Annotated in this window: 11 protein-coding genes; 8 read left to right on the top strand and 3 right to left on the bottom strand. The window is 62.2% G+C overall.

Annotation, left to right across the window (positions count from 1 at the left end; genetic code table 11):
- Nucleotides 1–11 precede the first annotated feature (11 nt).
- The 4 genes from AB4O09_RS20260 to AB4O09_RS20245 all read left to right on the top strand — a co-directional run bounded on the left by AB4O09_RS20260 (nucleotide 12) and on the right by AB4O09_RS20245 (nucleotide 4,574).
- The gene (locus tag AB4O09_RS20260; RefSeq protein WP_003200142.1) at nucleotides 12–419 is read left to right on the top strand and encodes a response regulator; all 408 of its coding nucleotides are present in this window, start codon (nucleotides 12–14) and stop codon (nucleotides 417–419) included.
- 103 nt (nucleotides 420–522) lie between these two features.
- A complete protein-coding gene (locus tag AB4O09_RS20255; protein WP_003200143.1) occupies nucleotides 523–1,044 on the top strand; it encodes a sigma-70 family RNA polymerase sigma factor in 522 nt (173 codons plus the stop codon).
- Nucleotides 1,041–2,000: a FecR domain-containing protein gene (locus AB4O09_RS20250; RefSeq protein WP_027912565.1), complete on the top strand. Its 960-nt coding sequence runs from the start codon at nucleotides 1,041–1,043 to the stop codon at nucleotides 1,998–2,000. Before AB4O09_RS20255 ends, AB4O09_RS20250 begins: the two co-directional genes overlap by 4 nt.
- A gap of 96 nt (nucleotides 2,001–2,096) precedes the next feature.
- On the top strand, nucleotides 2,097–4,574 hold the full coding sequence (locus AB4O09_RS20245) for a TonB-dependent siderophore receptor (protein ID WP_003200146.1): 2,478 nt from the start codon (nucleotides 2,097–2,099) through the stop codon (nucleotides 4,572–4,574).
- A 42-nt stretch (nucleotides 4,575–4,616) separates the two neighbouring features.
- Here AB4O09_RS20245 and AB4O09_RS20240 read toward each other — a convergent pair whose 3' ends face one another.
- Nucleotides 4,617–6,239 carry an MFS transporter gene (locus AB4O09_RS20240; RefSeq protein WP_003200149.1) on the bottom strand — a complete coding sequence of 541 codons (1,623 nt, stop codon included), beginning with the start codon at nucleotides 6,237–6,239 and terminating at the stop codon, nucleotides 4,617–4,619.
- 205 nt (nucleotides 6,240–6,444) lie between these two features.
- Nucleotides 6,445–8,088: a GMC family oxidoreductase gene (locus AB4O09_RS20235; RefSeq protein ID WP_028237271.1), complete on the bottom strand. Its 1,644-nt coding sequence runs from the start codon at nucleotides 8,086–8,088 to the stop codon at nucleotides 6,445–6,447.
- A 130-nt stretch (nucleotides 8,089–8,218) separates the two neighbouring features.
- On the opposite strand from AB4O09_RS20235, the gene AB4O09_RS20230 reads away from it, so the two are divergent.
- The 3 genes from AB4O09_RS20230 to AB4O09_RS20220 all read left to right on the top strand — a co-directional run bounded on the left by AB4O09_RS20230 (nucleotide 8,219) and on the right by AB4O09_RS20220 (nucleotide 11,021).
- Nucleotides 8,219–9,103: a LysR family transcriptional regulator gene (locus AB4O09_RS20230; RefSeq protein WP_003200152.1), complete on the top strand. Its 885-nt coding sequence runs from the start codon at nucleotides 8,219–8,221 to the stop codon at nucleotides 9,101–9,103.
- A 132-nt stretch (nucleotides 9,104–9,235) separates the two neighbouring features.
- Nucleotides 9,236–9,607: a c-type cytochrome gene (locus tag AB4O09_RS20225; protein ID WP_003200154.1), complete on the top strand. Its 372-nt coding sequence runs from the start codon at nucleotides 9,236–9,238 to the stop codon at nucleotides 9,605–9,607.
- A gap of 115 nt (nucleotides 9,608–9,722) precedes the next feature.
- Nucleotides 9,723–11,021 carry a D-arabinono-1,4-lactone oxidase gene (locus tag AB4O09_RS20220; protein ID WP_162470863.1) on the top strand — a complete coding sequence of 433 codons (1,299 nt, stop codon included), beginning with the start codon at nucleotides 9,723–9,725 and terminating at the stop codon, nucleotides 11,019–11,021.
- A gap of 82 nt (nucleotides 11,022–11,103) precedes the next feature.
- Here AB4O09_RS20220 and AB4O09_RS20215 read toward each other — a convergent pair whose 3' ends face one another.
- A complete protein-coding gene (locus AB4O09_RS20215; protein WP_223473132.1) occupies nucleotides 11,104–12,048 on the bottom strand; it encodes a SphA family protein in 945 nt (314 codons plus the stop codon).
- A 206-nt stretch (nucleotides 12,049–12,254) separates the two neighbouring features.
- Here AB4O09_RS20215 and AB4O09_RS20210 point away from each other — a divergent pair, with 206 nt between their 5' ends.
- Complete coding sequence (locus AB4O09_RS20210) at nucleotides 12,255–13,298, top strand: AraC family transcriptional regulator (protein WP_003200160.1); 1,044 nt, start codon at nucleotides 12,255–12,257, stop codon at nucleotides 13,296–13,298.
- The last annotated feature ends 72 nt before the right edge of the window (nucleotides 13,299–13,370 follow it).

Below are 13,370 nucleotides of genomic sequence, written 5' to 3'. Positions count from 1 at the left end.
GAGTCACTTTCATGAATTCGATGCCAAATGGCAACGGCCAGGCGACTACACGTTTGATTCTCGTTGTGGAAGATGATCCGACCATCCTGGAGTTCCTCTGTGAAATTCTCGAGGAGGAAGGGTTTGTCGTGGAGCCTCGGGAAAGCGCCGACGCGGCGTTGACGTTTCTCGAAGAGAGCGCCCATTACGTCGACCTGTTGCTCACGGATATCACCATGCCCGGAAAGATCGACGGCGCGGACCTGGCCAACCTGACCGGCGACCGCTGGCCGCAGATACCGCTGCTGATCATGTCCGGTTTCGAGACCCCGGAAAGCGCGGGAATCAAGCATCATGCTTCGTTCATCGCCAAGCCCTGGGCGCTGGGACAGATGCTGGACCTGGTGGAAAGCACGGTAAAAAGTCACTCCATGAACTGAGTCATTCCAGCGAGTGGGTGGTGGCCGGGCATGTTTGGGTTGCAAGCGGCGATAGGCTCCATGACAATGCGAGTCATTATCAGTCGCGAATTATTCCATTGCCATGTCCGCCAACGATCTGTCCCTACGCAGTGCTGTCGACGTTCTGTACAGTGATCATCATGGTTGGCTCCAGGGCTGGCTGCGCAAGCGTTTGGGCAACACCTTCGATGCCGCGGACCTTGCCCAGGATACGTTTGTGCGGGTCATCAAGGCGCGCACTGCGCTGGATATCCGTGAGCCACGACCGTACCTGTCGATGATCGCCAAAGGGCTGTTGATCGACCTGTTTCGCCGTCGCTCGCTGGAGCAATCCTACCTCGAAGTATTGGCGGCCATGCCGCAAGAGCAGCACCCCTCGCTGGAAGAGCAGGCAATCATGCTCCAGGCCCTGATGGAGATCGACCGCTTGCTCCTGGGGCTGGGGCCGCGGGTAAGGCAGGCGTTCATCCTGTCGCAGTTCGATGGCCTGACTTACCCGCAAATTGCCGAACGCCTGGGTGTCAGCGTACGCACGGTCAACAATCACATGGCCAAGGCCATGGAGCATTGCTGCCTGATGCAGATTCAACTGCAGCTTTCATGAACCTGCCCCCTGAAGAGTTGCACGCCATTCGCGTGGCGGCGCAGTGGTACGCCCGGCTGCATTCCGGTATCACCACCGACGCGGACCGGGCCGACTGGCGCGCCTGGCTGGCTGCCGATCCGCTGCACGGCCAAGCCTGGCAACGCATGGCGGCAGTGGCCGAGCAGATGGCAAGCGTACCGGGCGCCCTGGCCGCACCGACCTTGAGCGACGCCCACCATCGATCCCGCCGCCAGGTATTGCGTAGCGTTTTGCTGCTGACGTCCGCTGGCGGCCTGGGCTGGCTGGGCTGGCGCAGTCAGGCAAGCCAAAACCTGTTTTGCGATTACCGCACCGCCGTGGGCGAGCGTCGCGAGTTCCAACTGGCTGATGGCAGCACGGTCCTGCTCAACACCGATACCTCGATCAATGTTCGTTTCGATGGGAGGCAGCGGCTCGTGGAGTTGTTGCAGGGTGAGGTGCTTGTGACGACGGCGGTCGATCCCTTGCAGCGTCCGTTCAAAGTGGTGACGGGGCCGGTCGAGGTGCTTGCGCTGGGCACGCGGTTTATCGTCCGTGGTCAGGTGCGAGGCGGCGAAGTGGCGGTGCTGGAGAAAGCGGTCGAGGTGAGTCTGCCGGCGATGGGGTCAAGGAGGCGGGTCGAAGCCGGCCAGCGCCTGGATTTCAATGAGCGGTCGCTGGGCACGTTGCGGGGCAACGATGTGTCGGTCGGTGCCTGGCAGAAGGGCAGCATCATCGCCATTGACCGTCCCCTGGCGGCGCTGCTGGATGAACTGTCGCGCTATCGCCCCGGTGTGCTGCGCTGGGCCCCGGCGATTGGCGACTTGAAGGTCTCCGGTGTGTTTCCTGTCGATAACACTGACCTCGCCCTGGCGGCGTTGGAGAGCGGCTTTTCGTTGCGGGTGACGCGCTACAGCCGATTCTGGGTCCAGGTCGCAGGTGGCGAGCGGCGGTGACGCTGTGTAATAAAAATATCCGCCCCTGCACTTTTCAGCCTCATCGTTCGGCTCTTCCTCAGTGAGTTTTTATCGACCGTTTTGGGGAGGGGAAATATGCCTTGGGTAAGCGCGCCAGGCCGTCTGGTGTTTGCAGTGAAAATCGGCTTGCTGGCTGTCACCACCGCCGGCGCCACGGCCGTGAATGCCAACCCGGTTCCAGGCGCCTCGGTGCAGCAGCGTTCGGTGCAGGCCTACGATATCGGCGCCGGCAGCCTGGTGGATGTGCTGACCCGTTTCTCCAGCGCCGCCGGTGTCGCCCTTTCGTTTGATGCCCGGCAACTGGAGGATCTGCAATCGCCCGGCCTGAGAGGTTCTTTCGGCGTGGCTGACGGCTTCGCTCGCATTCTTGGCGGGAGCGGCCTGCAAGCTGAGCCCCAGGCCAACGGCACGTACGTGCTGCGCCGGTTACCTGCCAACGGTTCGGTCATGGAACTGGGAGCAACCAGCATCGAGGCACAGATGCTCGGGGCGACCACCGAGAACAGTGGTTCCTACACGACGGGCGCGGTGACCATCGGCAAGGGCGAGCAATCCCTGCGCGAAACGCCGCAGTCGGTGACGGTGATCACCCGCAAGATGCTCGATGACCAGAACCTCAACACCATCGATCAAGTGATGGAAAAGACCCCCGGCATCACCGTCTACGACTCGACCATGGGCGGCAAGTATTTCTATTCCCGTGGGTTCCGGATGTCCGGTCAGTATCAATACGACGGCGTTCCGCTGGACATGGGCAACAGCTATGTCCAGGCCGACAGTTTCAGCAGCGACATGGCTTATTACGACCGGGTCGAAGTCCTGCGCGGTGCCGCAGGGATGATGAAAGGCGCGGGCGGTACTTCCGGTGGCGTCAATTTTGTCCGCAAGCGTGGCCAGGCCACGGCCCAGACCGAACTCAGCCTCTCGGGCGGCACTTGGGACAACTACCGCGGGCAGGTCGATACCGGTGGCCCGTTGAATGATTCCGGCACCGTGCGGGGCAGGGCGGTGATCGCCGAGCAGAGCCGGCATTATTTCTACGACGATGCCCGGCGCAAGGACCAGATTTATTACGGTGCCCTGGATTTCGATCTGTCGCCCGACACGACGCTCGGCGTGGGCGTTGCCTATGAAGACGTTGATGCAAGCCCTTGCTGGGGCGGGCTTCCTCGCTACCGCGACGGCAGCGATCTGAAACTCAGCCGTTCCACTTGCCTGGATCCGTCGTGGAACACTTGGCGCAGCCAACGGACCACGGTGTTCAGCGATCTCAAGCATCAGCTCAATGACGACTGGGCGGTGAAAGTAGCCGGTGTCTATACGAAAAATACCCAGGACATCAAATACGCCTTTGCATCGGGTTCGGTGGCGCCAGGCACCTCGACCACCAACCTGCTGGGCAGCATGTACGACTACGACCAGGTCGATTACGGCCTCGACGCCTACCTGGACGGCAAGTTCGACGCCCTGGGGCAGCAACATGAATTGATCGTTGGTTTCAACGCCAGTCGTTCGGACAAGGATGACTTCTTCTCGGTGGCACTGCTGCCACAGAAGCAGAACGTGTTCGATCCGGATCGACATATTCCCGAACCGGACGACAGTTACTTCATCGAAAACTCGACGCGCGGTGGCCCGGTCAAGACCGTTACCCAGCAGCAAGGCATGTATTCGACCCTTCGCCTGAAACTGGCGGACCCGCTGACCTTTGTCGTCGGCAGTCGGGTGAGCTGGTACCGCTCCAAGACCGACTCGGTGTTCCTCACGGGTGGTTCGGAGCACGCCAAGAGCACGGAGACCGGCCAGGTCACGCCGTTTGCCGCCGTGCTGCTGGACCTCAATGAGCACCTGACGGCCTATGCCAGTTATTCGGATATCTTCACGCCCCAGGGCAACTATCGCTCCGAAAGCGGCGCGGCGCTCAAGCCCCTGGTGGGCGAGAGTTATGAGTTGGGGATCAAGGGCGAGTGGTTCGAGGGACGCTTGAACAGTGCTTTCAACCTGTTCCGCACGCTGCAGAAAGACCAGGCCCAGACCGACTACAACTCAAGTTGTGCGTCCTCGGACGGTTACTGCTATGAGAACGCCGGCAAGGTTCGCGCCCAGGGCTTCGAAGCCGAGATCAGCGGTGAAGTCATCGAGCGCCTGCAACTGCTTGCCGGCTACACCTACACCCAGACCAAGACCCTCAGCGACATAGACACCAGCCTCAACGGTGGTTCGTTCAACAGTTATGTGCCGCGTCATGTGCTGCGCCTGTGGGGCGATTATGCCCTCGGCGGAGCGTTCGAACGGTTCAGTGTCGGTGCCGGGGTCAATGCCCAAAGCGACAACTTCCGGGTATCGCCAGCGACGGGCGAGAAGATCACCCAGGCCGGTTATGCCGTGTGGAATGGCCGCGTCGGCTACCGCATCGATGACACCTGGTCGTTGGCCCTCAATGGCAACAACCTGTTCGACAAGCGCTACTACACCACCATCGGTACCGAGGGTTTCGGTAACTATTACGGTGAGCCGCGCAACTTCACCATGACCGTGAAGGCGCGCTTCTGATCCGCTGGCGAGGGCGCCAGTGCCCTCGCCACGGTTTCGTCCTCAGTTTTTATCCAGGTCCACGTTCCGGGTTTCCCGCAGGCAGATCATGCCCACCACCAGGCTCACCCCGGTGATCACCACCGGGTACCACAGCCCATAGAAAATATCCCCGGTGTAGACCACCAGGGCGAACGAGACGGTGGGCAGGAAGCCGCCGAACCAACCGTTGCCGATGTGATAGGGCAGGGACATGGAGGTGTAGCGAATGCGGGTCGGGAACAGTTCGACCATCAACGCTGCCAGCGGTCCGTAGCACATCGCGGAGATGATGATCAGCGCCACGATCAAGGCCACGATCATCGGCCGGTTGATCTGCTGGGTATCGGCCTGTTGCGGGTAGCCTGCCAGGGTCACGGCGCCGCGCAGGGCGGCTTCGTCGTAACCTTCGAGTTTCACGTCACCGACGCTGACCTGCACCGTGCTGCCGGCCGGGGCCGCGACGCTGCTGTAGGGCAGGCCTTGCTTGACCAGGAAGGTCTTGACCTTGTCGCAAGGGCTGTCGAAACGCGCCTTGCCCACCGGGTCGAACTGGAAGGTACAGGTTGCCGGGTCGGCGATCACGGTGATCGGTGCCTGGCGGCTCGCCTGGTCGATGGCCGGGTTGGCGTAGTGGGCCAGGGTCTTGAAGATCGGGAAGTACAGCGCGGTGGCCAGCAGCAGGCCGATCATCAGCACCGGTTTGCGCCCGACCTTGTCCGACAGCCAGCCGAAAAAGATGAAGAACGGTGCGCCGATCACCACGCTGACAATCAGCAAGCTGTTGGCCAGGGCCGGGTCCATCTTCAGGAACTGGGTGAGGAAAAACAGCACGTAGAACTGCGCGGCATAGAAGGTCACCGCTTGCCCGGCGTTGATGCTGAACAGGGCGATCAGCACCACCTTGAGATTCTCCCATTTGCCGAAGGATTCGCGGATCGGCGCCTTGCAGCACTTGCCTTCTTCTTTCATTTTCAGGAAGGCCGGCGACTCATGCAGGCTCAGGCGAATCCAGGTGGAGATGCCCAGCAGCAGGATCGACAGCAGGAACGGAATGCGCCAGCCCCAGACTTCGAACTGATCGCCGGTGAAGTAGCGACAGCCCAACACCACCAGCAGCGACAGCAACAGCCCGAGGGTAGCGGTGGACTGAATCCAGCTGGTATGAAAACCGCGCTTGCCCATTGGCGCGTGCTCGGCAACGTAGGTCGCCGCGCCACCGTACTCACCGCCCAGGGCCAGGCCCTGGAGCATGCGCAACACCACCAGGATGATCGGCGCGGCGATGCCGATGCTGGCGTAGTTGGGCAGCAGGCCGACGCAGAACGTCGCCAGGCCCATGAGGATGATGGTCGCCAGGAAGGTGTATTTGCGCCCGATCATGTCCCCCAGCCGGCCGAACACCAGTGCCCCGAATGGCCGCACGATGAAGCCGGCGGCGAACGCCATCAGGGCGAAAATGAACGCGGTGGTGTCGTTGACCCCGGCAAAGAACTGCTTGCTGATCACCGCCGCCAGGGCGCCATAGAGGAAAAAGTCGTACCACTCGAACACCGTCCCCAAGGACGAGGCGAAGATGACTTTCTGGGTTTCCTGGCTGGTGCCGACGCTGCGCGTGGCTTCCAGGGACTGAACATGCTCGGACATAGCGGTATCCCTCACAGTGATTGTTTTTGTTGTTCCACTGCGACGCCGGGGTGGCGTCTCCTGATTTGACACACTTTCCTTGAATCGACCCATCCCCTTGTGGGAGCGAGCTTGCTCGCGATAGCGGCGGCACATTCAACCTATGCGTGGCAGACAGACCGCTATCGCGAGCAAGCTCGCTCCCACAGGGGGGCTCTGCTGTTTTTCAGACCGTGGCCGGCTCCTTCTGGGGCGTGGTGATTCTTGTGTCTGCCTCAAGCATCATCTGCGCCGCCTTCTCGGCAATCATCAAGGTCGGCGAGCAGGTGTTGCCCGAGGTGATGCGCGGCATGATCGAGGCGTCGGCGATGCGCAGGCCCTTGATGCCGTGGACACGCAGTTGCGCATCCACCACCGCGTCGCGATCCTGGCCCATGCGGCACGTGCCGACCGGGTGGAAAATCGTCGTGCCAATCCGGGCGGCGGCCTGGTGCAGCTCCTCTTCGGTTTGCAGGCTGGGGCCCGGCAGGTATTCCACCGGTTTGAACGCGCTCAGGGCCGGGGCCGCGACGATGCGTCGGGTCAGGCGGATGGCGTCGGCGGCGACCCGCAAGTCTTCGGGATGGCTCAGGTAATTGGGTTGGATCAGCGGTGCTTCGTGCGGGTCGGGCGAACGAATGTCCACCCGGCCACGGCTTTGCGGGCGCAGGTCGCAGACCGATGCGGTGAACGCCGGGAAGCTGTGCAGCGGTTCGCCGAAGCGTTCCAGGGACAACGGTTGTACGTGGTATTCGAGGTTGGCCGAGGCCTGTTCCGGGCCCGAGCGGGCGAATGCACCGAGCTGGCTGGGGGCCATGGACAGTGGGCCGCTGCGGTCGTACAGGTAGCGCAGGCCCATGCCCATCTTGCCCCACAGGGTGCCGGCGATCTGGTTCAGGGTGCGGGCGTTTTCCAACTGGTAGATCAGCCGCAGTTGCAGGTGGTCCTGCAAGTTGCCGCCGACACCGGGCAGTTCATGGGTCACACCGATGCCCAGGCGTTGCAGCAGGCTGCGCGGGCCGATCCCGGAACGTTGCAGGATGCCCGGCGAGCCAACGGCCCCGGCGCACAGGACAATTTCCTTGCGGGCCTTGAAGGTCATGCCCTTGCCTTGCCAGCGCGCGCTGACGGCGTGGGCGCGGTCGTCACGCAGCAACACGCGGTCGACCTCGACGTCGGTCAATACCGTGAGGTTGGCGCGGTGGCGAATCGGCTTGAGAAACGCCTTGGCCGCGTTCCAGCGTACCCCGGCTTTCTGGTTGACCTGGAAGTAGCCGCAGCCTTCGTTGTCGCCGCTGTTGAAGTCGTCGACGTTGGGGATGCCGCTCTGTTCGGCGGCGCTGCGGAAGGCATCGAGAATCGGCCATGACAAGCGCTGGCGTTCGACCCGCCATTCCCCAGCGGCGCCGTGGAATTCGGACGCGCCGGCAAAGTGGTTTTCACTCTGGCGGAACAGCGGCAGCACATCGTTCCAGGCCCAGCCGGAATTGCCCTCGGCGGCCCAGCTGTCGTAGTCCGTCGCCTGGCCGCGCATGTAGATCATGCCGTTGATGGAGGAGCAGCCACCCAGGACCTTGCCGCGAGGGTAGCTCAGGGCGCGCCCTTGCAGGCCTGGTTGTGCTTCGGTCTTGAAGCACCAGTCGGTGCGTGGGTTGCCGATGCAGAACAGGTAGCCGACCGGGATGTGAATCCACGGATAGTTGTCGCGCCCACCGGCTTCGAGCAGCAGCACCCGGTGTTGCGGATTGGCCGACAGCCGATTGGCCAGCAGGCATCCGGCAGGGCCGGCGCCCACGATCACGTAATCGTATTCATCGACGACAGGTTGCATTCGCGACCTCATTCTTGTTTTTGTGGGATCCATCCTAGTTGTTAGTTTTCGTCAAAAGAATGTTAGTTTTTGCGCAGCGGCTGTGCGTTTATAAACAGTCATGCCTTCAGGCGCGTTCAAGGATCGCTTCATGTTCGACTGGAATGACCTGCGTTATTTCCTGGAGCTGCAACGCAGCGGACGTCTGCTGACGGCTGCACGGCGGCTGAACACCACCCACGCCACCGTGGCCCGGCACATCGAGGCCATCGAAAAAAGCCTGGGCTCCGCGCTGTTTGTCCAGCATGCCCAGGGCTATGAACTGACCCCGGCCGGCGAGACGCTGCTCAAGCACGCCGAAGCCATGGAAAACGTGGCGTTGCTGGCCCAGGAGGACATCACCCAATCCAGTGCGCCCCTGGGCAAGATCCGCCTGGGGGTGACCGAAGGGCTGGGCATCATGTTCCTCGCCAGTCGCATGGACGGGCTGTTCCAGCGTTATCCGGGGCTGGAAGTGGAACTGGTGGCGGTGCCGCGCTTTGTCAGCATCCTCAACCGTGAGGCGGAAATCAGCATTCACCTCGAACGCCCGGCGGCCGACCTGCTGGTCACCCGCAAACTCACCGACTACAGCCTGGCGCTGTACGCCAGCCAGGCCTACCTGGACCGCTCGCCAGCACTGCGCAGCCGCGAGGACCTGGCCCGCCACGCCTGGATCGGGTATGTCGATGACCTGCTGTTCAGCCAGGAACTGATGTTCCTCAACAGCTTCTGCCGCAACCCTCGGGTGGTGTTCCACAGCACCAGCGTCATCGCTCAGCAACAGGCCGCGCGCTCGGGCCTGGGGATCGCCGTGCTGCCTTGCTACATGGCCAGCGGCGACCCGACGCTGGTGCCGTTGCTGCCGGACGAAACCATCCGCCGCAGTTACTGGATCAGCACTCGTCGCGAACTGCACAAATCCGTGCGATTGCGGGTGCTGTGGGATTACGTGGTGCAGTTGTGCGAGCGTGAGCAGGGGCTGCTGTTGCCCTGAGCAAGCTCCCTCGCCAGGGTGCATATGTCCTGGCCGCCCAAGCCCCCTTTTATGGCCCCCAATGACCTCAAGCCGATGCAGTGGCGTGCCTTAGTGTTGACCCACAACAAAAGCGCCGCCGAGAGGGCCTCTATGCCGGCTACCACGCCTTCAACCGTGTTCCACTCAGCCTTCATCGTGCTGCTCGGCACCCTGCTCACAGGGTGCGGCGAAGAGGCCAAGCCGCCCGCGCCCACGGTGTTCACGGCCATGCCCAGCGATGCGGCGCTGGCCCAGGTCTACGACAGCAGCTGCAAGCTCTGCCACGCCAACCCCGCTGCCGGGGCGCCGTTGACCGGCGATACGAACGCCTGGGCGCCACGGGTGGCCCAGGGCGCCGACACCCTGCTGGACCACGCGATCAACGGCTACAACGGCATGCCGCCGATGGGCCTGTGCATGCACTGTTCCGAAGAGCAGTTCCTGGCCCTGATCGCCTTCATGTCCGGCCAACACTTCCAATAATAACTACGGGTACTACGGCATGACGATGGACTCCTCACGGCGCCGGTTGCTGCAACAGGCCGGTGTTGTCGCAGCCTTTACGGCCCTGGGCAGCCAGGGCGCCCTGGCCGAGCTGATGCGCGCGCCGCGGCTGATTCCATGGCGCAACTGGTCCGGTGCGCAGAGTTGCCTGCCGGCGGCGCGCCTGGCCCCCAAGGACCTCGATGAACTGGTGAGCGTGGTGAGACGCGCCGAAGGGCGGATTCGTCCGGTGGGTTCCGGGCATTCCTTCAGTGCCCTGGTGCCCACTGACGGCACCTTGTTGTCGCTGAGTTTTTTCAGCGGCCTGTTGGCTCATGATGCAGCCAGCCTGCAAGCCGAGTTCGGCGGCGGCACGCCCATGTCCCGCATGGGCCCGGCGCTCAAGGCCATCGGCCAGGCACTGCCGAACATGGCCGACGTGGATTACCAGACCCTGGCCGGTGCCATCGCCACCTCGACCCACGGCACTGGCAAGGCCTTCGGCTCGTACGCGTCCCAAGTGGTCGGCCTGCAACTGGTGACGGCCAGCGGCGCGGTCCTCGATTGTGATGCCCAGCGTCATCCTGAAGTGTTCAAGGCCGCTCGGGTGTCCCTTGGCGCGCTGGGGCTGGTGACCCGCGTGCGCCTGCAGAACCGCGCCGCCTATCGCTTGCGCGAGCACCAATGGGTGGCGAAAACCGAGGAGTTGCTCGAAGACGTGGACACCAACACCCGGGACAACCAGCACTGGGAAATGCAGGTCGTCACCCATTCCGACTATGCGTTGTCGATCGCCCTGAACGAAACCACCGATCCGGCCACGCCGCCGATCAGCCCCGAGGAGGAGGGTGGCAACGAATTCGTCAGCCTGATCGAAAACCTCGACAAGTACGGCAGCGACTTTCCAGCGATCCGGCGAGCGCTGCTCAACAGCCTGCGGCTGGTGGCCGATTTCGACGACCGGGTCGGTGACTCCCATGACATCTATGCCAACGCTCGCACCGTGCGCTTCAACGAGATGGAGTACTCGGTGCCGGCCGAACACGGCCCGGCGTGCCTGCGGGAGATTCTGGCGCTGATCCGCGACAAGGACCTGCGCACCTGGTTTCCCATCGAATACCGCTACGTGAAGGCCGACGACATTGCCTTGAGCATGTTTGAAGGCCGGGACAGTTGCTCGATCTCGGTGCACCAGCATTACCAGATGGACCATCACAATTTCTTTGCCGCCATCGAGCCGATCTTCTGGAAATACCAGGGTCGTCCGCATTGGGGGAAATTGTATTCCCTGAACGCCAAGGCGCTCCAGGCGCTGTACCCGCGCTGGACGGAATTCACCGAGGTGCGCCAGGCGCTGGACCCCAGCGGCAAGTTCCTCAATGGGCATCTTTCATCGATTCTGGGTTTGAGCTGAAGGAAGAACCTGTGGGGGCGAGCCTGCTCGCGAAGCAGGCGACTCGGTCTTATGACAAAACAAGCGGTATGGCTGCATCCATTCAAAACGCAAACGGAATACTGATCTTTGCCCAGAGCATTTCGCCCTCGGTGCGGTTCTCCACTGCAAATTCCTTGGCCCAGCGGATTTCGGCGCTGGCGTACTTGAGGAAGGTCAGGTGCAGCGCCGGGCCGATGGCGAAGACCTGGCCGCGCACACCATCGTCGACGTCCTGCCCGGCGAATTGCACGGTGCGGCCGTACTGTTTGTCGTCGGTGGTCTGTTTGAGGTAGTAGCCGTTGAGCCCCAGCATCACGTTGTCGGTCAGGCGGTAGCTGGCGGAATAATCGAAGTGGAAAATCTGCCCCGAACGGTAGTCGGTGTCCTTGTTCTTGCGGTTGAAGCTGTAGGTGGTTTTCATCGACACCTCGGTGTTTTCCGTGGGCAGCCAGGTGAAGGAAAACAGCGGCTTGTAGGTGTAGAAATTGTTGCTGGTATTGGCCAGTCGATCGGTGCTGTATTCGCCGGTCGGCACGGTGATTTCCACCGCCGCGGCCAGGGTCAGGTTCTTGCCCATGTCCCAGAGCACGATGGGCGAAATCGTGGTGTCGCCCATGCCCTCGCGGGTGTCATGCAGGCCGAACACCGAGACTTCCTGCTTGAGCCACGGCTGGGCGATGTAGATCCCCAGGCGCCCACCGGCCACCCGCAACGGGCTCAAGTAATCGATGCGCGGGATCACCGCCGTGGATTCGATTTCGACATTCGGCACTTCGCCGCCCAACGAACTGATGTTGAGCTTCCGGGCCTTGTAGTGGTTGTAGTAGACGTTGAACGCAACCATGTTGTCCGGAAGGCTGTCGACCTCCAGCGGCAGCATGAAGAAGCCATCTGTACCGGGGCCGATGTTGTCGACCCCGGCTTCGGTAGCCAGGGCCGGCAAGGCACTGGCGCAGGCCAGGCCGAGGGTCAATTGCAAGGCGAGTGTCGTGCGGATCGGGTTCATGTGGGGGCTCATTATTATTGTTGGTGATGCACCGAAAGTCCGAGCCATACAAATAAGCCGTTCGCCGCCAACAGGGCAGGGTATTGGCGGCCATACAGGGGACTTGGGCGGCCAGATTTTTGTGCCCCTTGATCCGCTGGGGCATGCTAACTTTGTGAAACAACCGGTTACAAAAACGCCACCTAACGTGCTCCGGAACCCGCCCCATGCAGATGAAAGTCATCGACCCGACCTATGAATTGGCGCTGGTATCGCCATTCCTGCTGCAGACCCTGGCCGAAGTGGTGGCGGACAAAGGCTTCGATGCCGCCAGCCTGTGTCGCGGCCTGGGGTTCGGCCTCGATGATCTGCAAGATCCCGCCCAGCGCATTTCCTACCGCCAGGCCGTGGTCATGATTCAACGGGCGCTCAAGCTGTTACCCGACCAGGGGCTGGGGTTGTGGGTGGGCGACCGCAACGTGCTTGGCACCCTCGGCCTGTTGGGCCACGTCTTATCGCTGTGCGAAACCCTGCGCGATGCCTTTGCCCTGGGCGTCCGTTACCAGCACACTAGCGGCGGCATCGCCGTGGCCAGCGTCGAAGAAGCCACTGACCGCATCATGGTCGAGGCGATCTGCCGCCTGCCTTTCGCCGAGATCCAGGTGTTTGCCGTGGAAGAGTTCTTCGCCAGCCTGATGGTCTATGGCCGGGCGCTGGCGGGGCCCGACTTCAAGCCCCAGGCCGTGGAGTTCATGCACGCCGCGCCGTCCTATGCCCAGCAATACCAGCGGATTTTGGGACCGGATGTGCACTTCGGTTGCCGACACAATCGCATGCTGATCGACGTGCGCTGGCTGGATATGCGTTTGCCCAATCACCACCCGTTGGCCCTGCGCCAGGCATTGGCCTTGCTGGAGCAGGAGGCCACCGAGGTACACCAGAAAATCGATCTGATCCAGACCGTGGAACGGGCGATTGCCCGGGACCTGACCCGGGGCAGCCATATCGAGAAAATCGCCAGCGATCTCAACATGAGCAGCCGCACTCTGCGTCGGCGCCTGACCGAACACAACCTGACCTTCGAGGCCTTGCTCGAACAAGTGCGCCGTGGCCGGACCCTGAACCTGTTGGCCAACCCTGGACTGTCCATCGAGCGCATCACTGAAGAAGTCGGCTATAGCGATGTGCGCAGTTTTCGCCGGGCGTTCCGACGCTGGACAGGCATGAGCCCGAGCGCATTTCGCAACGAGAGCGCCGACGCCCGGCTCTAAGGATATGTCCAAACAGTATTTCTCAAGCCGTGTGAGAAGCGACCTGACAGTCGGCCTGGTTCTGCAGCCGTA

This window comes from Pseudomonas sp. H1_F01 (assembly GCF_054681425.1).
The sequence above is the reverse complement of the archived record's forward strand: the minus strand, read 5'-3'. Positions and strand labels throughout refer to the sequence as shown.

Excerpts from the sequence above, each read along its gene's own strand:
- AB4O09_RS20260 (WP_003200142.1), top strand. The coding sequence starts at position 12 with ATGAATTCGATGCCAAATGGCAACGGCCAGGCGACTACACGTTTGATT.
- AB4O09_RS20255 (WP_003200143.1), top strand. The coding sequence starts at position 523 with ATGTCCGCCAACGATCTGTCCCTACGCAGTGCTGTCGACGTTCTGTAC.
- AB4O09_RS20250 (WP_027912565.1), top strand. The coding sequence starts at position 1,041 with ATGAACCTGCCCCCTGAAGAGTTGCACGCCATTCGCGTGGCGGCGCAG.
- AB4O09_RS20245 (WP_003200146.1), top strand. The coding sequence starts at position 2,097 with ATGCCTTGGGTAAGCGCGCCAGGCCGTCTGGTGTTTGCAGTGAAAATC.
- AB4O09_RS20240 (WP_003200149.1), bottom strand. The coding sequence starts at position 6,239 with ATGTCCGAGCATGTTCAGTCCCTGGAAGCCACGCGCAGCGTCGGCACC.
- AB4O09_RS20235 (WP_028237271.1), bottom strand. The coding sequence starts at position 8,088 with ATGCAACCTGTCGTCGATGAATACGATTACGTGATCGTGGGCGCCGGC.
- AB4O09_RS20230 (WP_003200152.1), top strand. The coding sequence starts at position 8,219 with ATGTTCGACTGGAATGACCTGCGTTATTTCCTGGAGCTGCAACGCAGC.
- AB4O09_RS20225 (WP_003200154.1), top strand. The coding sequence starts at position 9,236 with ATGCCGGCTACCACGCCTTCAACCGTGTTCCACTCAGCCTTCATCGTG.
- AB4O09_RS20220 (WP_162470863.1), top strand. The coding sequence starts at position 9,723 with ATGCGCGCGCCGCGGCTGATTCCATGGCGCAACTGGTCCGGTGCGCAG.
- AB4O09_RS20215 (WP_223473132.1), bottom strand. The coding sequence starts at position 12,048 with ATGAACCCGATCCGCACGACACTCGCCTTGCAATTGACCCTCGGCCTG.
- AB4O09_RS20210 (WP_003200160.1), top strand. The coding sequence starts at position 12,255 with ATGCAGATGAAAGTCATCGACCCGACCTATGAATTGGCGCTGGTATCG.